Source organism: Sphingomonas sp. AC435, from assembly GCF_979253005.1.
Map to the genome: position 1 here is coordinate 61,373 of NZ_CEEDCJ010000007.1, position 16,923 is coordinate 78,295.

Below are 16,923 nucleotides of genomic sequence, written 5' to 3' on the forward strand. Positions count from 1 at the left end.
GTCCCTCGCTCGTTGCGGCTCGGGAATGATCCTCCGTCGCGGCAGCGTCAACGCCGACGTGTCAGCTTGGTCGGTAGCGAAGCCCCAGCCACAGCGTCCGCGGCGTCGCGCGTTCCAGAATGTTCGCGCCGCTGATCCCCGCCTCGACCCGCTCGTCGAACAGGTTCTCCGCCCGCGCCTCGATCGCCAGCCCAGCGGTGACCGGGACCGCCAGATACCCGTCCAGCGTTGTCGCCGGTGCCAGGCTGCGGCTGTTCTGGTCGTCCTCGAACTGCCGTGCGACGTGCCGTACCGTCAGCGCCGCTGCGGCGTTGCGATAGCGTGCGTCGACCGTCGCGGACACCTGATCCCGCGGCGTCTGCGCCGGCCGCAACCCGTCGAGCGCCGCCGCCGCACCCGACGCCTTCACGCGCGGTTCGACATGGCTCCACGATGCGCGAAGCCCGACCGGGCCGGGCCGCCACGACGCGTCGATCTCGAAGCCGTCCGACGTCACCGCGTCCAGATTCTGGCGGACTCGGTAAGTGCCACCCGCTCCGACGAAACCCACCAGCGGAAAGTTGCCCGGCCCTGCACCGGCCGTGACGTTGGCGATGGCGTCGTCCAGCCGGTTGAAGAAATAGGTGGCGGCGATGCTGACCGTGCGCGTCGGTGCGATCGTAACGCCGCCCTCGACACCCTTCAGTGCCTCGGGCGCCAGTGCGGCGTTGGCGCCGGTCGCGTCCGCCCCGACGCGGAAGGGGCGGTACAATTCGTTCAGTGTCGGCAGGCGCCAGCCGCGATAGGCCGCCGCGCGCAACGTCACGCCGTCCACCGCTTCATAGGCCAGCCCGGCGCGGCCCGTCGCCTCCGTTCCGTCGCGATCCGGAAAGCGCAGGTCGTTGATCGTAGGCCCGATCGCGATCGGCCGTTCCACCAGCGAGCCCTGCGCGATCCGCCACCAGTCGACGCGTCCGCCCAGCGTCAGCGTCAGCCGCCCGGCCTCGATGCTGCCATCCGCGAACAGGCCTAGCGTTCGGTTCTCGCCACCGGCGACGCGGCGGCGCGTGGGGCTGCCCGCGACGAAGGTATAGAGTTCCTGCGTTCGGCCCTCGACGTTGCGCACGTCCGCGCCCAGCCGGAGGGCGATCGCCTCGCCCAGCGGCGGTGCGACCTCGATGCGTGCGCCGAGGCCGGTCGCCGGCGTGTTGTACTGATCCAGCGTCTGCGTCGCCGTCGTGCGCGCCGCGTTGATGCTGGCGAAGCTCGATTCAAACACCCGCGTCTGGAGGTAAGCGAGTGCGGAGAAGCCCCAGCGACCACGCCCGACCAGACGAATGCTGGCGTCCGCGCCCTGCGACCGGTTGTCCGTGAACGGCGTGCCCCGGTCGCGACTGTCGGTGAAGGCGGCGGCGTTGACCTGAAGCTCCGTCGCGTCGGCGACCCGGATCACGGTGCGTGCGGCGAGCGACGCCTGTTCGAACGGCGCGGGCCGGTCGATCGGCCCGCGGTCCTCCTCGACGGTCGGCGTGAAGCCGTCGCCCCGCGCATAGGCCCCCGACAGCGTCAGGAACCCATCCTGCCGCACCAGCGCCGCCGATCCGCGCGCATCCACCGAATCGCGGCTTCCGTACGCGACGCTGCCCCCGAACGGCGTGGTCGGCACGGCGCTGTCGAGTTCGATCGTGCCCGCCAGCGCGCCCGGCCCGAAAAAGCCGCTGCCGCCGCCGCGCGTGACGCGCACCCGCCCGATCCGGTCGGTCGCATAGGCGGGGAAGGCCACCCAGCCGCCGAACGGGTCCGCCTGCGGCACCCCGTCCAGCACCAGCAGCGCGCGGCTGGCGGCATTGCCGCCGATGCCGCGCAGCGTGATGCCCTGGCTGGTGGGATTGGCGCTGCGGCTATCGGACCGGCGGAACTGCTGAAGCCCGGCGACATCGGCAAGAACGCTCTCCAGCCGGCCGGCGGCGTTGGCCTCGATTCGCTCGCGGTCGATCGTCACCACGTCGAACGCACGGTCGCCGGGCTGGTCGTCCAGCCCGCGACCAGTGACGACGATGTCGGGACCGCCCTCCGCTGCCTGGGTTTGCGCCAGTGCCGGCGACGCGCAGCCGGCCAGCAACGCAAGAAACGAACGTCTGAATATCATGCGATCAGCCCTGGCAACCGCGACGGCGCGAGGCACCTTATGGCCCTGACCGTTCACGCGATGCCTGATGCCGCGCCCGAGCGTGTACGGCAACCGCGGATTACCGATCCTATAGGATTTATATGTAGAAACTGGCGGAGAGGGTGGGATTCGAACCCACGGTACCCGTGAGGGCACGCCGCATTTCGAGTGCGGTACATTCGACCACTCTGCCACCTCTCCGCGGAGGACGAACGAGCCTTCGAAAAAGGCCGGTCGGTCGGTCGAGGGCGCGCCTCTAACGCAACATCGCATGCCCTGCAAGCGCCTGCTTGTGCGGCGCGGCGGAAACACTAGATTGGGGTCATGGCTCCATCCGAACTTCCGGCCGCCGACGGCCCCGCCCCCATCGCACCGCCCGTCTCGCACGCCCGGTTTGCGATCGGGGATGTCGTGCGCCACCGCATGTTCGACTTTCGCGGCGTGATCTTCGACGTCGACCCCGTCTTTGCCAACAGCGAGGAGTGGTACGACGCGATTCCGGAGCATATCCGTCCGCGCAAGGACCAGCCCTTCTACCACCTGCTCGCCGAGAACATGGAGTCGAGCTACGTCGCCTATGTCAGCCAGCAGAACCTGATCCCGGACGACACCGACGAACCGGTCGATCACCCCGCGATCTCCGGCCTGTTCACGGAATATGCCGACGGTCGATACGCGCTGAAGCGGGAACATCGGCACTAGGGTTTGGGGCGTTTGGTATTACGTTCCCGTTGAACGCACGCGGCTCTCGTCAGACGTCGTAACCCTGCCCATCACCGTCACCCCAGCGAAAGCTGGGGTCTCGTCGTCGAGAGGCCTTCCCTTGCATGAGACCCCAGCTTTCGCTGGGGTGACGAGTGGTGGGTTGCCCCTGTCCGCCCGACACAAGAAAGGCGGCGGGATCGCTCCCGCCGCCTCTTCATGAGCCACGAGGCATCGAAGATCAGAAGCTGATCCCCGCCCGTGCGTACAGGTACCGACCGTTGAACCCGAACGGCGAGAAGCTGGAATACGGGATGAAGTAGTTGTTGATCGTCGCCGCCGTGCCCAGCACCGGCAGGCGGGTCGGGTATTCGTCGAACACGTTGTTCGCACCCACCGCCAGCTCGATCCCGCGATACTCGCCGCGAACCTCCAGGTCGGTGATCCACTTCGGCTCCAGCGTCACGTCGTTGACCGCGGTCGATCCCGGCGACAGCACCTTGCCGTACCGGTTAGTCCGGGCCGTCACGCCGATCGCGCCCAGCGACCAGTCGGCCCCGAGGTTGATCTTGGTGCGCGGCTGGCCCCTCTCCAGCCGCAGCGACTCCTGCCGCCCGAACAGCGTCAGCGTCGGTAGCGTCGGCAGCACCGCACGATCGGTGATCCGCGTCTTGTTGTAGTTGAAGCCGCCGGTCAGCGAGATCTTGCCGATACCCAGATCGGGCACCCGGTAGGTGCCGACCACCTCCACGCCCTGCGTCCGGGTGTCGATGCCGTTGATGAAGAACCGCGCGGAAGTGATGTTGTTGATCCCCGCCCCGCGCAGGATGGCGACCACGCCCGCCCCTTGCAGGTTCTCCGTCACGACGATGCGGTCGTCGATCTTGATGTTGTAATAGTCCGCCGTCAGCGTGAAGCCGCGGAACGGATCGAGCGTCACGCCGCCGCCCAGGTTGAGCGACTTCTCCGCCTTCAACCGCTGCGACCCGAGCGCCACCGCGACCGGATCGCTGACAGCGAAGGTGCCGACCTCGACCAGCGTACCATTCACGTTGTTGGTCGCGAAGGACGAGAAATATTGCTGCTGGAGGGACGGCGCGCGGAAGCCGGTGGAGACCGAGCCGCGCACGGCGATGCCCCGGATCGGCGCGAGGCGCGCGGCGAGCTTGCCGTTCACCGTGTCGCCGAAATCCGAATAATGCTCGTAGCGGCCCGCCGCCTGCACCGTGAAGGCGTCGCTGATGTCGGCGTCGGCCTCGACGTAGCCCGCGACGCTGTCGCGCGACCGGTCGACCGCATTGGCCGGACGGAAGCCGGGAAAGCCCTGCGCGCCGGCCGGGGCGTTGTTGGTCGTCGCGAACGGTCCGGCGGCGTAGCTCTGCACGTCGCCCGCCACCAGCTTGTAGTTTTCACGCCGATATTCCGCGCCCGCCGCCAGCGACAGGCTGGACAGGAAGCCCACCTCCACCTGCTTCTGGAGGTCGAGGTTCACGACGTCCTGCGCGAACCGCGTGCCGCCGGCGTCGAAGCCCTGGTTGCTGTTCGGCCCGAACGACGTGTTGTAGCTGTTGGCGATGTAGAAATCGAAGCTGTTGTGGCCGCGGACATAGGACAGGTCGTAGTTGATGCCGCCGCCGAACTTGCCCTTGATCCCGACCGCCGCGGAATAGTCCGTCGATTCGCTGGTGATGAGCGGCAGGAACCCATCGGCGTAGAAGGGCTGGCACGTACCCGTGGCGTAGTTGCAGTTGCGCAGGTCCTGGATCGTGCTTCCGAACGCCGTGTCGACGCCTGCCGCACGACGATAGAAGGCCGCGCTCTCGCCGTCGCGCTTGCCGAAGCTGCCGAACATATACAGTTCGGCCGACGCGCCGAGATCGGCGCCCGCGTTCACGAAGAAGTTCAGATCGTCGGTCTTCGCGTCGCCGTAGCGGTGGTTGAGCCGGTCGAAGGTCAGCTCGCGCGGATCGACCTGCCCGTTCGTCTGGCGCGGGTAGATGCGGCGGGGATCGTAGCCGGCGCGGTTCGTCGCGTCGCGCCCGCGATATTCGCCGGTGAAGTTCAGGTAGCCCGATTCGCCCACCGGCAAGCCGATGTTCGCGGCATAGGTGATGGTCTCGCCGTCACGCGCCTTGCGGTCGTTGCCCGTCTCGTTCAGCGCAAACGTGCCGTCGGACGCGCGCACCACCGGCTGGCCGTTGGCGCCGGTCTGCACGCCCGATACGCCGGACACGTCCTGCAACGATGTCACGTACTTGCCGTAGGTCGCCTGAGCGCGGCCGCCTTCACGCTTCTTCAGCTGGATGTTGATGACGCCGGCGATCGCGTCCGACCCGTACTGGGACGCGGCACCGTCGCGCAGCACGTCGATGCGCTCGATCGCCAACGACGGGATCGTGTTCAGGTCGACCGCCGCCGAACCGCGCCCGACCGACCCGTTGATGTTGAGCAGCGACGACGTGTGCCGGCGCTTGCCGTTGACCAGCACCAGCGTCTGGTCGGGCGACAGGCCGCGCAGCGTCGCCGGGCGCACCACGTCGGTGCCGTCGGTGATCGACGGCTGCGGGAAGTTGAACGAGGGCACCAGCTGGTTCAGCACCTTGGCCGTCTCGGTATAGCCGGCATTGACCAGCGCATCGCCGCCGATGACGTCGATCGGCACCGGGCTGTCGGCGACGGTGCGCCCCTGCGCACGCGTACCGATGACGAGGATCTCCTGCCCCGGTTCGGTCCCCACCGCTTCCGGAACGCTCGGGTCGGCCTGCTGATCGGCGGGTGCGATCGTGGTCTGCGCGAAAGCGGGCGCGGAAAACGCCAGCGTCGACAGCGCCAGCGTGGATACGGTCAATGACAGGACGATGGTATTACGGCGCATGAAACCCCCTGATGTGGCGGTCGAGTTCGGCTCGATCCGACGTGACACTTGTATGACGACGCTCGCCGGGCTCAATGCCGCATCGGCACGTCAGCGTCCTTTTGGCCGCAGCCTGTTGCCGCACCGCAACATCATCGAAGCCGCGTCGACAACCGGGAATCGGCGCTGAACGGTTGACATGCGGAACCGATCGCCGTAGCTGGCCCTTCTTCCCCGGCGGGCATGTGCGTCCGGCGTGGGCTACGCATTTGGAAAGTGATGAGGGCCATGTTCGCAGTGGTGCGCACGGGCGGCAAGCAATATCGCGTCGCCGCCGGAGACAAGATCGTCGTCGAGAAGATTGACGGTGACGCAGGTTCGTCGATCACGCTCGGCGACGTGCTGCTCGCGGGCGAGGGTTCGGATCTGAAGAGCGTCGACGGGCTGACCGTCGCCGCGGAGATCATCGCGCAGGCGAAGGCCGAGAAGGTCATCGTCTTCAAGAAGCGCCGCCGTCACAATTATCGCCGCAAGAACGGCCACCGCCAGAATCACACGATCCTGAAGATCGTGTCGATCGGCGCGCAGGCGTAACCGGCTAGAAAATCGGAGCTATTCGACATGGCACATAAGAAAGCAGGCGGTTCGTCGCGCAACGGTCGTGACTCGGCCGGTCGTCGCCTCGGCGTGAAGAAGTTCGGTGGGCAGGAATGCGTCGCCGGCAACATCCTCGTGCGTCAGCGCGGCACGAAGTTCTATCCGGGCGTCAACGTGGGCATGGGCACCGACCATACCCTGTTTGCGCTCGTCGATGGCCGCGTGGCGTTCAAGCAGGGCAAACTCGGTCGCAAGTTCTGCTTCGTGGAGCAGATTGCGCAGGCCGCAGAATAACGGGCGACCAACCGGGTTGCCCACCAGGGTGACCCGGGTTCCGCACTGGAACCAGCTCTAAAAGGGAGACGGGTCATCCCGGCTCCCTTTTTTCGTGCTCCCTCCCCCGCGCCTGTCGCTGTCCCGTCATCAAGACGTGGCAGGCCCGGCGCGACGCGACGAGGAGACACGACGACATGTTCGCGCGGACGGAGAGACTGTTGCTGCGCCCGGCCTGGCCGGAGGACGCAGGCGCACTGGCATCGGCGCTGGCCGATGCGCGCGTGGCCCGGATGCTGGCCCGCATTCCGCACCCCTACACGCTGGACGACGCGGTCGCGCGCACGCTGGAGCCGCGTGCTGCGCACGAACCGCGCTTCCTGATCGATTCGCTGGAGAGTGGGACGCCCGTGCTGGTCGGCGGCATCGGCATCGCCGATCGCGACGGCCAGGGTCCGCAATTCCATTACTGGCTGACCCCCGCCGCCTGGGGTCGCGGCTACGCCACCGAAGCCGGCCATGCGGTGATTGCGATGGCCTGCCACGCTCTACCGTTGGCGCGGTTGGGTGCATGGCACTTCGCGGACAATCCGGCATCCGGCAAGGTCCTGCGCAAGCTCGGGTTCCGCCCGACGGGGACGATGATGCAGCGCCCTTCGGCCGCGCGGAACGATCCGGCGCCGAGCATCGAGTACGCACTCGATCTCGACGAGGAGCGATGCCCGGTGGCGATCGCGGCCTAGGTGCGAGTGGCGAGGGCTGGCGGTTCGAGCCTCTCGGTTCGATCCAGCGCACCCTTCACCGTCGCCTCGGCGATTCGAAGACCCGCGTTCGCGACCCGCTCCGCCGCCCAGCCGATCGCGGCCCCCGCCAGCACGTCGCTCCAATAATGCTTGCCGCCGCTCGGCTGAAGCGCGGCGACGGCGATCGCCGCCGCCTGCAACGGCAAGCCGGCCCGCGGCGATTCGGTCGCGACCGCCTGCGCCACCGCTACGGCCCCAGCGGTGTGTCCCGACGGGAAGGAGTTGAGCGTCGTATCGTCGGCACCGTCGCCCTTGCCGATATGATGCCCTCCGCGCAGCGCGCGCGCCGGGCGGGTTCGATCGATCGAGGATTTCAGCACGGTCTTGACCCCCGTCGCCAGCAGATGGCTGGCCAGCATCCGCACACCGCTGCGCGTCACCGCCGGACGTCGCGCCAGCGCCCCTACCAATATCGTCACGACGGAAATCGCGATCAGTGGCGGCTGATCCGCAATTTCCGCCGCTTTGCCGGCAGCGTCGATCAAGGGCCCGTTCTTGCGACGCGCGGCACGGTGCGTCGACGCCCGCTCGGCGCGTCCGATCTTCTTGATCGTCGTCTTCGCCTTACCCACCCGGTGCATCCTCCACATCACTTTTGACCTGCGCATGCGCCAGCAGCGCGAACAGCCCCGCGCCGCCGACGAGATTGCCGAGCACGGCTGGCAGGATCAGCGCGAACAGCGTCTGGACCAGCGTCGTCTGACCGGCGAACAACAGCAGGAACGCCTCGTCCGAACCGACCACCGAGTGGCTGAACCCGGCGATCGCAACGATATAGGTGATCGCGAGAATGACCCAGAACGCCTGTTCGCGCGCGTTCGGCAGCGTCCACGCGATGATCGCGATCAGGAAGCCCGCCGGGATCGCGTTCAGGAACGTATCCCACGCGCCGAGTTCCAGAATGCGGGCCGAGATCGACAGCGCGGCGTGCCGCAGCTCGGTATTGCCCAGCAATCCGGCGTCGATCAGCGCCGCCGCCACCGCCGTCCCGACCAGATTGGCGGCCAGCACAATCCCCCACAGCCGTAGCGTCCGCGTCAGCGCCCAGCGCGACGGGCGCGTCACCAGCGGCAGCATCGCGGTCACGGTGCTTTCCGTGAACAGCTGCATCCGGCCAAGAATGACGATCAGGAACCCGATCGGGTAACCTAGCGCCACGACCAGTTCGCTCCACGGCTCCTGCGGCAGGGCGCGGTGGATCGCCGCTTCCGCGATCAACGACGTCGTGATCGCCAGACCTGCGACCAGCCCGGACCAGAACAACGCCGCCGCCGGCCGCTTCAACTCCTCTTCGCCGGTTTCGCGGACGGTACGGTGAAGCTCGCGCGCGTCGGCGGCTTTCAGGTCCTCGACATCGCCGGTTTCGTCGGGGTCTGGCGTGTCGTGTTGATCCATTGCGCGACGGTAACGGTCCGGCTCGTGCTTTGCTCCGGCGGACGGCCGCGCTAAGGGCCGCCGCCATGAACGATCCCGCCGTCATCCGCCGCCTCTATGGCCGTCGTCAGGGCCACAAGCTGCGCACCGGTCAGGCCGCGCTGGTCGAGGAGCTGTTGCCGCAGGTCGCCGTACCGGACACGGGACCGCTCGACGCCGCGACGCTGTTCGGCAACGACCGGCCGCTGCATCTGGAGATCGGCTTCGGCGCGGGCGAGCACCTCGCCGGCCAGGCCGCGGCGCATCCCGACGCCGGCTTCATCGGCTGCGAGCCGTTCCTGAACGGCGTCGTCGGCGCGCTCAACCACATTCGCGACGAGGCGCTGGACAATGTCCGCCTGCACATGGGCGACGCGCTGGAGGTCGTGGAGCGCCTGCCGGACGCCGCGCTGGAGCGGGTCTATCTGCTCCACCCCGACCCCTGGCCCAAGGCGCGCCATGCGAAGCGGCGGATGATGAACCACGGCCCCCTCGACGCCATCGCCACCAAGCTCCGGCCGGGCGGCGAGTTCCGGCTGGGAACCGACGACCCGACCTATTGTCGCTGGTCGATGATGGTCATGAACCAACGCCGCGACTTCGTGTGGCAGGCGACCAAGGCCGCCGACTTCCTGACCCGCCCCGCCGAGTGGCCCGAAACCCGCTACGAGCGCAAGGCACGGCGGCAGGGGCACGAGGTCTGGTATTTCCGGTACGTCCGCGTCTGACGTGACGGCCGACCCCTCGCGCTTCTGTCGAGACATGGGGCCAAGCCATGTGCAATGTGCCGACATTGTAAAAACTTGCAGTCGAAGCGAAGGTCAGCGTGGGGCTCGGGAGCGATCTTGAAGGATGGATAGTGGCGTCGCGGTCATGCGCCCGGCGAGACGCTGGCAGCGCGGATCGCGCGGCGGCTGTCCGCCTTCGCCCATGACCGACCCGAACTTCGATCGGCTGACCCCGCGCCAGCGCGATTGCCTGCGCGGGCTCGTCGCGCTCAAGTCGGCGAAGCGGATCGGCAACGATCTCGGCATTTCCGAATCCACCGTCTACGGCCATCTGGACAGCGCGACCAAGGTGCTGGGTGCGCCCGACCGCGCCACGGCGGCGCTCTGGTTCCAGGCGCACGAGCGGCTGGCGGACCCCCAAAATCCACCCGGTCAACCTTCGCGGGTGGTTCCGACCGCACCCGCGGCGGCAGGGAAGCCGGCGTCGGCAGCGAGCGGTTCGCTGCGGCTTCCCTTTCGCGCCAAAGGATCGGCCCATAATGACCTCAGCCCCCTCCAGCGTCTCGCGTGGATCCCACTTCTCGCGCTCGCCTTTGCGGTCGGTTTCGGCATGCTCGCCGCGGGCCTCCGCTTCGTCACCGACTTCGTCGTCGCCGTGCTCCACCAGGCATGAGGATGCGGGTGCGGCCCAGCGCCTGTACCTGCTGCTGCGGGAATTCGAACAGGCGCAGGACGCCGCTTTCGCGATCGGTGGCGAAGTCGCGACGATGCTCGCGGCGGCGCAGGCGGAGCAGCGGCTGGGCGCTGCGGTCGGGCAGCCCGCGTTCAAGGCGTTCAGCGAGGCGCTGGTCCACCTGTCCTCCGCCCGCGGATCGACCATCGACGGACATCGCTCGCTGGAAAAGATCGCGCGCGTCTTCGGCATCGACTTCACCGCCGCCGACGATTTTGGCGACAGCCGCAAATACCCGCCGAGCGGCATGGTCGGCGTGCGCGCCGGGTCCTCCGTCGCGGCCTGATGCGACGCCGGCCGTATCGCGGTGGGGAGCGCACTGATGCTTCACATCCTCGTCTTCAACGTCGCGCTGATCGCCGTCGCCGCCTTCGCCCTCTGGGGCGGGGGCGCGCCGGAGCGGTGGGTGGCCGGGCTGATGGTCGCCGCGAACGCGGCGACCGCATTGCTGCCCTACGATCCGGCATCGACGTTCCATTCGCTCGACTGGAGCGGGTTCGGAGTCGATGCGGTGCTGTTCGCCGCCTTCACGGCGGTGGCGCTCCGGGCCAACCGCTACTGGCCGATCTGGCTGGCGGCGCTGCAAATGATATCCGTCGCGATCCACGTCATCCGCATCGTCGACCGCGCGCTGGTGCCGCTCGTCTATGCGTGGAGTATCGGGCAGATCGCCTATCCGCTGATGGCGCTGCTCGTCGCGGGCACGATCCGGCATCGGCGGCGCTGTCGGGAATTCGGTCATGACCCGGCCTGGAACGTCGACATCCACCGACGTCCGCCTGATCCGGTGGCCTGAGGAGGACAGGGATGCCCTCCGGCGTCTGATCGAGGCGCTGCGCAAGGTGTCGATCGCCGTCGCGCACAGTCAGGAGGCGTCGCCGGAACCGTTCGGCCGGATGCCGGCGCAAGGCCCGGACCAGCCCACCGATCTGGAAAAGGCGCGTGCGCTCTATCATCAACGCCGTGACCGCGACGCCGCGTTCGGCCGCTTCACCGCCGTCTTCAGCGAACCCGCATGGGATATCCTGCTGGACCTGTTCATCGCCCATGAAGAGGGGGTGGCCCGATCGACGATGGATCTGATCGCACGCCACACCGCGCCGGCGAACGGCCGGCGGTGGTTGCTGGTACTCACCGAGTCGGGTCTCGCCCATCGCTGGACCGCGCCCGAGAGCGGCGAGGAGATGGTCGGCATCACGCCGACCGCCGTCGAATTGATGCTGCGCTATCTGGAGGGGGTGTAGACGCTCGCCCGTCGGTTCAGGGCAGCAACGCCTCGATCGCTCGCGCCAGCTGCTCGCTGCCGAACGGCTTTTGCAGCAGCCGGCTGTTCGCCACGCCCTCCAGTTCATGAGCGGAGGCGCTGTCGCCGGTGATGTAGACGATGGGGAAGTCCGGCGAGATCTCCCGCGCGCAGCGGGCGATCTCCCAGCCGTCGAGGCCCGCCCCGATGCGGATGTCGGCGACCAGGACGTCGATATCGTCGAGCCCGCTGTCGAGCACGCTCAGCGCCTCGCCACCACTGCGGGCGCTGAGCACCTCGTAGCCACGATCGATCAGTCCTTCTTCGAGGAAAGCGAGCACCGTCGGATCATCTTCGACGATGAGCACGGTGCAGGGCATTCTTCGATTCTCCTGTGCGACGGCTGGCCGTCGTTATACTGCGCCTAGCCAAAGGTCCTTAGTTTTTGGTTGCCAGCCACTTAAGTGGGTTGCGACGGAGCGTGCGCAGGATCGTGCTGGCCGCTGCCGGTCCATATACCCACCAGCCGCCGTGCCACCGCCGCCGACACGCCCGGCCGCACCAGCAGCCAGTCGCGCATCGCCGGACCTTGCACCGCACCGATGACCTGCTTGTACCCGCTGTCCCCCGCGCCCCAGTCGACCGTCGCGACCTCGCGCGCCAGCATCGCCGACAGGTTGCGCCAGTACAGCAGCTTGCCCGGGGAGTGCTTCGCGAAAGCGGGATCGTAACTGTTGGCGATCGCATAGCAGGTCGCTCCGACCGCCATGTCGAACGAGAATGCCGCCGGCCGTCCGTCGACCGTCAGCAGCGCCGCGCGCATCATCGCCGCCAGCACCGGGTCGCGCGCCGCCCCCCGCCACAGCGCCAGATGCCCGTCATGCGTGAACTTGGCGTCGCGGCCATCGGTCCGCGCTGCGATCCAGCTCTTCCGCTCGATCTCGCCCAGCATGTCGAATGCCGCCGGCCAGTCGTGGGTGCCGAGGAAGCGCCATTCCAGCGCGCCATGCTCCGCCAGATGCTTTTCGTGAAAGCGGTTCTTCTTCAGCGTCGACGTGCGCGGCCATCCCCCCGCCGTGCGTAACGCTGCGATGTCGAGCACCCAACTGTGCGCCACGAAACGGTCCAGCACCGCCCAGCCCGCCGCTTGCGCCGCTGCGACCAGCGGCGCGACGGCGGGGTCGCCGTCCGGCACCGGCCCGATCCGGATCGCCCGCGCGCCTTGCGCCAGCATCGGCAGCGCCACTCGAATCGCGGCCGCATCGATCAGCGGGAAACTGCGCAACGGCCAGTAACACCCCGGCACCTCGACCAGCCCGAACACGCGCGCGCCACGCGGCACGACCGGCAGCGCAAGCCCGCCGTCCACCACCAGCGTCCGCGCCCGGCCCCGCGCCGCGGCGGCATACCAGGCGCGGCGCAGGAACCGGCGCGAGGCTGGTGCATGCTCGGCGACGGCATCGATCGCCTCGGGCAGCCCGTCGTGCCAGATTGCGGAGGATGGACCGTTCATCGCGCACTCCCTAGACAGGAAGTCCTTACCAAGCCCCGCCATCAAGCCAAAAAGGCATTGCGCATGATCCCGACCCTGCCCGGCGTGACGACCGTCGCCCAGACGATCGCCCTGTCGCTGGCACCGGTGTTCCTCCTCGCCGGTATCGGTCAGCTTCTGAACGTCCTTGCCGGTCGCCTCAGCCGCGTCGTCGACCGCACCCGCGCGCTGGAGGTGCTTCACCCCCGCTCCAGCGGACCGGAGCATGACCGGCACGTTTGGGAACTGCGCCTGCTCGATCGCCGCATCTCGATCATCAACCACGCGCTGTTCCTCGCCGTGTCGAGCGCGATCATGACCTGCATCGTCATTGCCTGCCTGTTCATCGCGACGCTGGCGAAGCTGCATCTGGCGACGATCGTCGCGCTGTCGTTCATCCTCGCGATGATCCTGCTGGTGGCCGCGCTGGTCAGCTTCATGATCGAGGTCCGCGTGTCGCTGCGCGCGATCCACGTCCGCCAGGAATTGCTGAAATGATCGAGAAGCGCGCACTACAGGCGGTGATCCTGATCGCCTGCCTGCTGCCGCTGGTCGTCGGCGGACAGGGCATCGTTCACGGCCCCGCGCCGTTCGGCCACCTGACCGACGCTCCACGCGATCTCGACAGCCATTTCCGCTACATTTCCGGCATCTTCTTCGCGACCGGGCTCGGCTTCCTGTCCTGCGTGCCCGCCGTCGAAACGAAGGGGGCGCGCTTTCGCCTGCTCGGCGGCCTGATCGTCGTCGGTGGGCTGGCGCGCGGCGTGTCGCTGATCGCGGTTGGGGTGCCCTCGACCGGCCACGTCCTCGGACTCGGGATGGAGACGATCGTCGTGCCGCTGCTGATGCTGTGGCAGGCGGGCTTCGCGCGCCGTTATTTGGCCAGTGTCACCGCCCCGTCCAGCCCGGCCCCCACGTCCGCACTCGGCAGGTAACGGGGCGCGACCCGCGCCTTCGTCAGTTGTTCATACGCATATCCCGCGCCCAGCACCGTCGCCTCGCCATATTTGTGCGCGATGAACGACAGCCCCACCGGCAGGCCGCGGACGAGCCCCATCGGCACCGTCAGGTTCGGATAGCCCGCCACCGCCGGCATTTCCGACGACGACGGCCCGCCATATTGGTCGCCGTAAACCGGGTCCGACAGCCACGCCGCCGCATAGGTGGGCTCGACCAGCAGCGTCGCCCGCGCGTCCGCCAGCATCGCGTCTATGCCCTCCGCTCCCGCCAGTCGCAGCGACTTGGCGCGCGCCGCCTTGTAAGCGGGATCGGTCAGCCCTTTCGTCTTCGCCGCCGCCTCGAACGTCTCCTGCTCGAAGAACGGCATCTCTGTCGTACGATTGGCGGCGTTGAACGCGATGACCTGATCCAGCGTGCGTGTCGTCACCGCCGGCGGCGTCGTCGCCAGATAGGTGTCGAGATCGGCCTTCAACTCGGTCTGGAGCACCAGCAACTCCGCCTCGCCCAGCCCGTCCAGCTTCGGCTGCTTCACCTCGACCAGGATCGCGCCCGCCGCCTTCAGCGTGTCGAGCGCCTTCTGGTAGGCGCGCGCAAGGTCGGCGGGCATCTCCGGGCGCACCACCCCTATGCGCAGGCCAGACAGGGCGCTGGTCGACAGACCCGCGGCATAGTCCGTCGTCTTCGCTCCCGCCGTCGCGGCATCCGCCGGATCGGCGGCGACCATCGCCGACAGCATCGTCGCGACATCGCGCACGGTCTTCGCCATCGGCCCCGGCGTATCCTGCGAATGGCTGATCGGGACGACGTGCGTGCGGCTGACCAGCCCGATCGACGGCTTCAGCCCGACCAGTCCGTTGATGGCCGACGGACACACGACCGATCCGTCGGTCTCGGTCCCCACCGCCGCCGCCGCCAGACTTGCCGCAACCGCCGCGGCCGATCCGGACGACGATCCGCACGCGGTACGATCCAGCGCATAGGGATTGCGGACCAGCCCGCCGATCGCGCTCCACCCGCTCATCGACCGGGTCGAGCGGATGTTCGCCCATTCGCTCAGGTTGGTCTTGCCCAAAATCACCGCGCCCGCCTTGCGCAGTTCGGCCACCACCGGCGCGTCGCGGCGCGTCATATTGTCCTTCAGCGCGAGACTTCCCGCCGTCGTCGCCATCGCGTCCGCGGTTTCGATATTGTCCTTGATGAGGATCGGCACGCCGTGCAGCGGTCCGCGCAGCCGCCCGGCCTTGCGCTCCGCATCCAGCGCCTTCGCCTGTTCCAGCGCATCGGGATTGATCGCGATCACCGATCGCAGCGTCGGGCCCTTGCGGTCCAGCTTGGCGATGCGTTCCAGGTACGCCTTCACCAGATCGACGCTCGACGCCTTGCCCGCCTTCAGCATCGCCTGAAGATCGGCAATCGACTGTTCCTCGACCGGCACGAACCGGGCCGCGACGGGAACCGGGGCGAGGCAGAGCGCCAACGCGGCAACGATCGACGAACGCTTCATCTTTTCCCCCGGGATCACCCTGTGCGGCCGGACAAAAGCAGCCGCTTCGTTGCAGTGCAACCATTTCGGCGGCCGAAATCGTCCGGCAATGTGAACTTGCGCAGGCTAACCTTCGTTAAACCGTCACCCGCACGTCAGGATCACACTTGCCCGCCACCGCAAAGACCTTCGGCAAACTCCTGTTACTCCTCGTGGTCGGAGTGTGCCTCGCCGCGACGATCATCCCCGCCTATCTCGACCGCGTCTACTATCAGGGGCCGGAGAGCGGCCATTTCGACGGCGAGCGGTTCGCCAATCCCGATGGCGACGACGACACGATTCGTCCGCTCGGCGGGGGTGGCCGCGCGTCGTTCTTCTGGCGCTATCTGACGGGTAGCGACGGGCGACCGGCATGGCCGACGACCGTCCCCGTCCGGACGACCCGCCCAGCCGAACTGCTGCCGTCCCTCTTGAACGGAGGTCAGCTAAAGGCCGCATCGCCGGCAGAGGTCGCGCGGACGCCGATGCGGGTGACCTGGATCGGGCATGCGTCGGTGCTGGTGCAGATACCAGGCTTCAACATTCTCACCGATCCGGTGTGGGCGGAAAAGGCCGGGCCGCTCGGCTTCGGGCCGCAACGCGTTGCCCGGCCCGGCATCGCGCTTGCCGACCTGCCGCGGATCGACCTCGTGCTGGTCAGCCACAATCATTACGACCATCTCGATCTCGCGACGCTGGAAAAGGTGTGGCGGCGCGATCGACCCATGATCGTCACCAGCCTCGGCAACGACGCCATCCTGCGCTCGCGCGGCATCCCCGCGGTTGCGGCGGACTGGCGGCAGTCGGTCACGGTGAAGGGCCGGCCCCGGATCGCTCCCGCACGCTATTGGAACGACACGATCCGCGTCGCGGTCACGCGCAACCACCATTGGGGCAGCCGCTGGTTCACCGATCGCAATCGGGCACTCTGGTCCAGCTTCGTGGTGCGCCTGCCGGGCGGCAACCTGTTCTTCGCGGGCGACACCGGCTTCGGCGATGGCCGCTGGCCGGAGGAGGCGGCGGCGCTCGGCCCGATCCGGCTAGCGCTGATCCCGATCGGCGCCTTCCGCTTCGTCCCCGGCCAGATGGAAAGCGGCAGCCATATCGGGCCGATCCAGGCCGCCGAAGTCCGCGCCCGCCTCGGCGCGGCGACCGCGATCCCGATCCACTGGGGCACCTTCCGCCTGTCCTACGAACAGTTCCGCACGCCGCCCGCCTTGCTGAAGGCGGTCATGGCCTGCCGCGGCCAACGCGGCTTCGACATGGCCCGGATCGGCCGCCCGGTGGACGTAGCCCCCTACGCCCCCTTCCACGAGCGTGGGACGGCAGGATTGACCGCATGCCTGAACACGCCGGCGGTCACGGCACTCCAGTAGATTGCGTGGCTGGGCCGTCGATTGCCACACCTCCCCGGC

General features: G+C 68.1%; 19 protein-coding genes and 1 tRNA gene. 12 read left to right on the forward strand and 8 right to left on the reverse strand.

Going from position 1 to position 16,923, the window contains the following annotated elements:
• Positions 1–61: 61 nt before the first annotated feature.
• A complete protein-coding gene (locus tag AC0CH8_RS13755) occupies positions 62–2,128 on the reverse strand; it encodes a TonB-dependent receptor (RefSeq protein ID WP_465240395.1) in 2,067 nt (688 codons plus the stop codon).
• 132 nt (positions 2,129–2,260) lie between these two features.
• A tRNA-Ser gene (locus tag AC0CH8_RS13760) sits at positions 2,261–2,350 on the reverse strand.
• A gap of 123 nt (positions 2,351–2,473) precedes the next feature.
• Between AC0CH8_RS13760 and hspQ the strand changes: the two genes are divergently transcribed.
• Positions 2,474–2,851, forward strand: coding sequence for a heat shock protein HspQ (gene hspQ, locus AC0CH8_RS13765; RefSeq protein ID WP_204198606.1), 378 nt, complete (start codon positions 2,474–2,476; stop codon positions 2,849–2,851).
• A gap of 241 nt (positions 2,852–3,092) precedes the next feature.
• On the opposite strand, the gene AC0CH8_RS13770 is transcribed toward hspQ, so the two are convergent.
• Positions 3,093–5,726: a TonB-dependent receptor plug domain-containing protein gene (locus AC0CH8_RS13770; RefSeq protein ID WP_465240396.1), complete on the reverse strand. Its 2,634-nt coding sequence runs from the start codon at positions 5,724–5,726 to the stop codon at positions 3,093–3,095.
• Positions 5,727–5,993: 267 nt separating this feature from the next.
• On the opposite strand from AC0CH8_RS13770, the gene rplU reads away from it, so the two are divergent.
• The 3 genes from rplU (at position 5,994) to AC0CH8_RS13785 (ending at position 7,318) form a co-directional block, all read left to right on the forward strand.
• The gene (gene rplU, locus AC0CH8_RS13775) at positions 5,994–6,299 is read left to right on the forward strand and encodes a 50S ribosomal protein L21 (RefSeq protein WP_055842092.1); all 306 of its coding nucleotides are present in this window, start codon (positions 5,994–5,996) and stop codon (positions 6,297–6,299) included.
• Between the two features lie 27 nt (positions 6,300–6,326).
• A complete protein-coding gene (gene rpmA / locus AC0CH8_RS13780) occupies positions 6,327–6,596 on the forward strand; it encodes a 50S ribosomal protein L27 (protein ID WP_055842088.1) in 270 nt (89 codons plus the stop codon).
• Between the two features lie 176 nt (positions 6,597–6,772).
• Positions 6,773–7,318, forward strand: a complete 546-nt coding sequence (locus tag AC0CH8_RS13785; protein WP_465240397.1) for a GNAT family N-acetyltransferase — start codon at positions 6,773–6,775, stop codon at positions 7,316–7,318.
• Here AC0CH8_RS13785 and AC0CH8_RS13790 read toward each other — a convergent pair.
• Together AC0CH8_RS13790 and AC0CH8_RS13795 are read right to left on the reverse strand one after the other, a co-directional pair.
• Positions 7,315–7,950: a phosphatase PAP2 family protein gene (locus AC0CH8_RS13790; RefSeq protein WP_465240398.1), complete on the reverse strand. Its 636-nt coding sequence runs from the start codon at positions 7,948–7,950 to the stop codon at positions 7,315–7,317. The genes AC0CH8_RS13785 and AC0CH8_RS13790 overlap by 4 nt on opposite strands.
• Positions 7,943–8,773 (reverse strand): formate/nitrite transporter family protein, encoded by an 831-nt coding sequence (locus tag AC0CH8_RS13795; protein ID WP_465240399.1) that lies wholly within the window; start codon positions 8,771–8,773, stop codon positions 7,943–7,945. Before AC0CH8_RS13795 ends, AC0CH8_RS13790 begins: the two co-directional genes overlap by 8 nt.
• 65 nt (positions 8,774–8,838) lie before the next feature.
• On the opposite strand from AC0CH8_RS13795, the gene trmB reads away from it, so the two are divergent.
• The 5 genes from trmB (at position 8,839) to AC0CH8_RS13820 (ending at position 11,496) form a co-directional block, all read left to right on the forward strand.
• Positions 8,839–9,519 (forward strand): tRNA (guanosine(46)-N7)-methyltransferase TrmB, encoded by a 681-nt coding sequence (gene trmB, locus AC0CH8_RS13800; protein ID WP_465240400.1) that lies wholly within the window; start codon positions 8,839–8,841, stop codon positions 9,517–9,519.
• A gap of 202 nt (positions 9,520–9,721) precedes the next feature.
• Entirely contained in the window at positions 9,722–10,192 is a 471-nt protein-coding gene (locus AC0CH8_RS13805) for a response regulator transcription factor (protein ID WP_465240401.1), read from the forward strand.
• Between the two features lie 94 nt (positions 10,193–10,286).
• Positions 10,287–10,538 carry a hypothetical protein gene (locus tag AC0CH8_RS13810; protein ID WP_465240402.1) on the forward strand — a complete coding sequence of 84 codons (252 nt, stop codon included), beginning with the start codon at positions 10,287–10,289 and terminating at the stop codon, positions 10,536–10,538.
• A gap of 36 nt (positions 10,539–10,574) precedes the next feature.
• Positions 10,575–11,048, forward strand: a complete 474-nt coding sequence (locus AC0CH8_RS13815; RefSeq protein WP_465240403.1) for a hypothetical protein — start codon at positions 10,575–10,577, stop codon at positions 11,046–11,048.
• Positions 10,993–11,496 (forward strand): hypothetical protein, encoded by a 504-nt coding sequence (locus AC0CH8_RS13820; protein WP_465240404.1) that lies wholly within the window; start codon positions 10,993–10,995, stop codon positions 11,494–11,496. The genes AC0CH8_RS13815 and AC0CH8_RS13820 overlap by 56 nt, the downstream gene beginning before the upstream one ends.
• A gap of 16 nt (positions 11,497–11,512) precedes the next feature.
• On the opposite strand, the gene AC0CH8_RS13825 is transcribed toward AC0CH8_RS13820, so the two are convergent.
• Together AC0CH8_RS13825 and AC0CH8_RS13830 are read right to left on the reverse strand one after the other, a co-directional pair.
• Positions 11,513–11,875 (reverse strand): response regulator, encoded by a 363-nt coding sequence (locus tag AC0CH8_RS13825; RefSeq protein ID WP_204198597.1) that lies wholly within the window; start codon positions 11,873–11,875, stop codon positions 11,513–11,515.
• Positions 11,876–11,955: 80 nt separating this feature from the next.
• Positions 11,956–13,008 carry a GNAT family N-acetyltransferase gene (locus tag AC0CH8_RS13830; protein ID WP_465240405.1) on the reverse strand — a complete coding sequence of 351 codons (1,053 nt, stop codon included), beginning with the start codon at positions 13,006–13,008 and terminating at the stop codon, positions 11,956–11,958.
• Between the two features lie 63 nt (positions 13,009–13,071).
• On the opposite strand from AC0CH8_RS13830, the gene AC0CH8_RS13835 reads away from it, so the two are divergent.
• Together AC0CH8_RS13835 and AC0CH8_RS13840 are read left to right on the forward strand one after the other, a co-directional pair.
• On the forward strand, positions 13,072–13,524 hold the full coding sequence (locus tag AC0CH8_RS13835; RefSeq protein WP_465240406.1) for a DUF2721 domain-containing protein: 453 nt from the start codon (positions 13,072–13,074) through the stop codon (positions 13,522–13,524).
• Positions 13,521–13,961, forward strand: coding sequence for a DUF4345 domain-containing protein (locus AC0CH8_RS13840; protein WP_465240407.1), 441 nt, complete (start codon positions 13,521–13,523; stop codon positions 13,959–13,961). The genes AC0CH8_RS13835 and AC0CH8_RS13840 overlap by 4 nt, the downstream gene beginning before the upstream one ends.
• Here the strand turns inward: AC0CH8_RS13840 and AC0CH8_RS13845 are convergent.
• Positions 13,901–15,490 carry an amidase gene (locus AC0CH8_RS13845; protein WP_465240408.1) on the reverse strand — a complete coding sequence of 530 codons (1,590 nt, stop codon included), beginning with the start codon at positions 15,488–15,490 and terminating at the stop codon, positions 13,901–13,903. The genes AC0CH8_RS13840 and AC0CH8_RS13845 overlap by 61 nt on opposite strands.
• A 146-nt stretch (positions 15,491–15,636) precedes the next feature.
• Between AC0CH8_RS13845 and AC0CH8_RS13850 the strand changes: the two genes are divergently transcribed.
• Entirely contained in the window at positions 15,637–16,884 is a 1,248-nt protein-coding gene (locus tag AC0CH8_RS13850) for an MBL fold metallo-hydrolase (RefSeq protein WP_465240409.1), read from the forward strand.
• The last annotated feature ends 39 nt before the right edge of the window (positions 16,885–16,923 follow it).

What these genes read in the sequence shown, in the direction of transcription:
- AC0CH8_RS13755 (WP_465240395.1), bottom strand. Translation starts at nt 2,128, where the DNA reads ATGATATTCAGACGTTCGTTTCTTGCGTTGCTGGCCGGCTGCGCGTCG.
- hspQ (WP_204198606.1), top strand. Translation starts at nt 2,474, where the DNA reads ATGGCTCCATCCGAACTTCCGGCCGCCGACGGCCCCGCCCCCATCGCA.
- AC0CH8_RS13770 (WP_465240396.1), bottom strand. Translation starts at nt 5,726, where the DNA reads ATGCGCCGTAATACCATCGTCCTGTCATTGACCGTATCCACGCTGGCG.
- rplU (WP_055842092.1), top strand. Translation starts at nt 5,994, where the DNA reads ATGTTCGCAGTGGTGCGCACGGGCGGCAAGCAATATCGCGTCGCCGCC.
- rpmA (WP_055842088.1), top strand. Translation starts at nt 6,327, where the DNA reads ATGGCACATAAGAAAGCAGGCGGTTCGTCGCGCAACGGTCGTGACTCG.
- AC0CH8_RS13785 (WP_465240397.1), top strand. Translation starts at nt 6,773, where the DNA reads ATGTTCGCGCGGACGGAGAGACTGTTGCTGCGCCCGGCCTGGCCGGAG.
- AC0CH8_RS13795 (WP_465240399.1), bottom strand. Translation starts at nt 8,773, where the DNA reads ATGGATCAACACGACACGCCAGACCCCGACGAAACCGGCGATGTCGAG.
- trmB (WP_465240400.1), top strand. Translation starts at nt 8,839, where the DNA reads ATGAACGATCCCGCCGTCATCCGCCGCCTCTATGGCCGTCGTCAGGGC.
- AC0CH8_RS13805 (WP_465240401.1), top strand. Translation starts at nt 9,722, where the DNA reads ATGACCGACCCGAACTTCGATCGGCTGACCCCGCGCCAGCGCGATTGC.
- AC0CH8_RS13810 (WP_465240402.1), top strand. Translation starts at nt 10,287, where the DNA reads ATGCTCGCGGCGGCGCAGGCGGAGCAGCGGCTGGGCGCTGCGGTCGGG.
- AC0CH8_RS13815 (WP_465240403.1), top strand. Translation starts at nt 10,575, where the DNA reads ATGCTTCACATCCTCGTCTTCAACGTCGCGCTGATCGCCGTCGCCGCC.
- AC0CH8_RS13820 (WP_465240404.1), top strand. Translation starts at nt 10,993, where the DNA reads ATGACCCGGCCTGGAACGTCGACATCCACCGACGTCCGCCTGATCCGG.
- AC0CH8_RS13825 (WP_204198597.1), bottom strand. Translation starts at nt 11,875, where the DNA reads ATGCCCTGCACCGTGCTCATCGTCGAAGATGATCCGACGGTGCTCGCT.
- AC0CH8_RS13830 (WP_465240405.1), bottom strand. Translation starts at nt 13,008, where the DNA reads ATGAACGGTCCATCCTCCGCAATCTGGCACGACGGGCTGCCCGAGGCG.
- AC0CH8_RS13835 (WP_465240406.1), top strand. Translation starts at nt 13,072, where the DNA reads ATGATCCCGACCCTGCCCGGCGTGACGACCGTCGCCCAGACGATCGCC.
- AC0CH8_RS13840 (WP_465240407.1), top strand. Translation starts at nt 13,521, where the DNA reads ATGATCGAGAAGCGCGCACTACAGGCGGTGATCCTGATCGCCTGCCTG.
- AC0CH8_RS13845 (WP_465240408.1), bottom strand. Translation starts at nt 15,490, where the DNA reads ATGAAGCGTTCGTCGATCGTTGCCGCGTTGGCGCTCTGCCTCGCCCCG.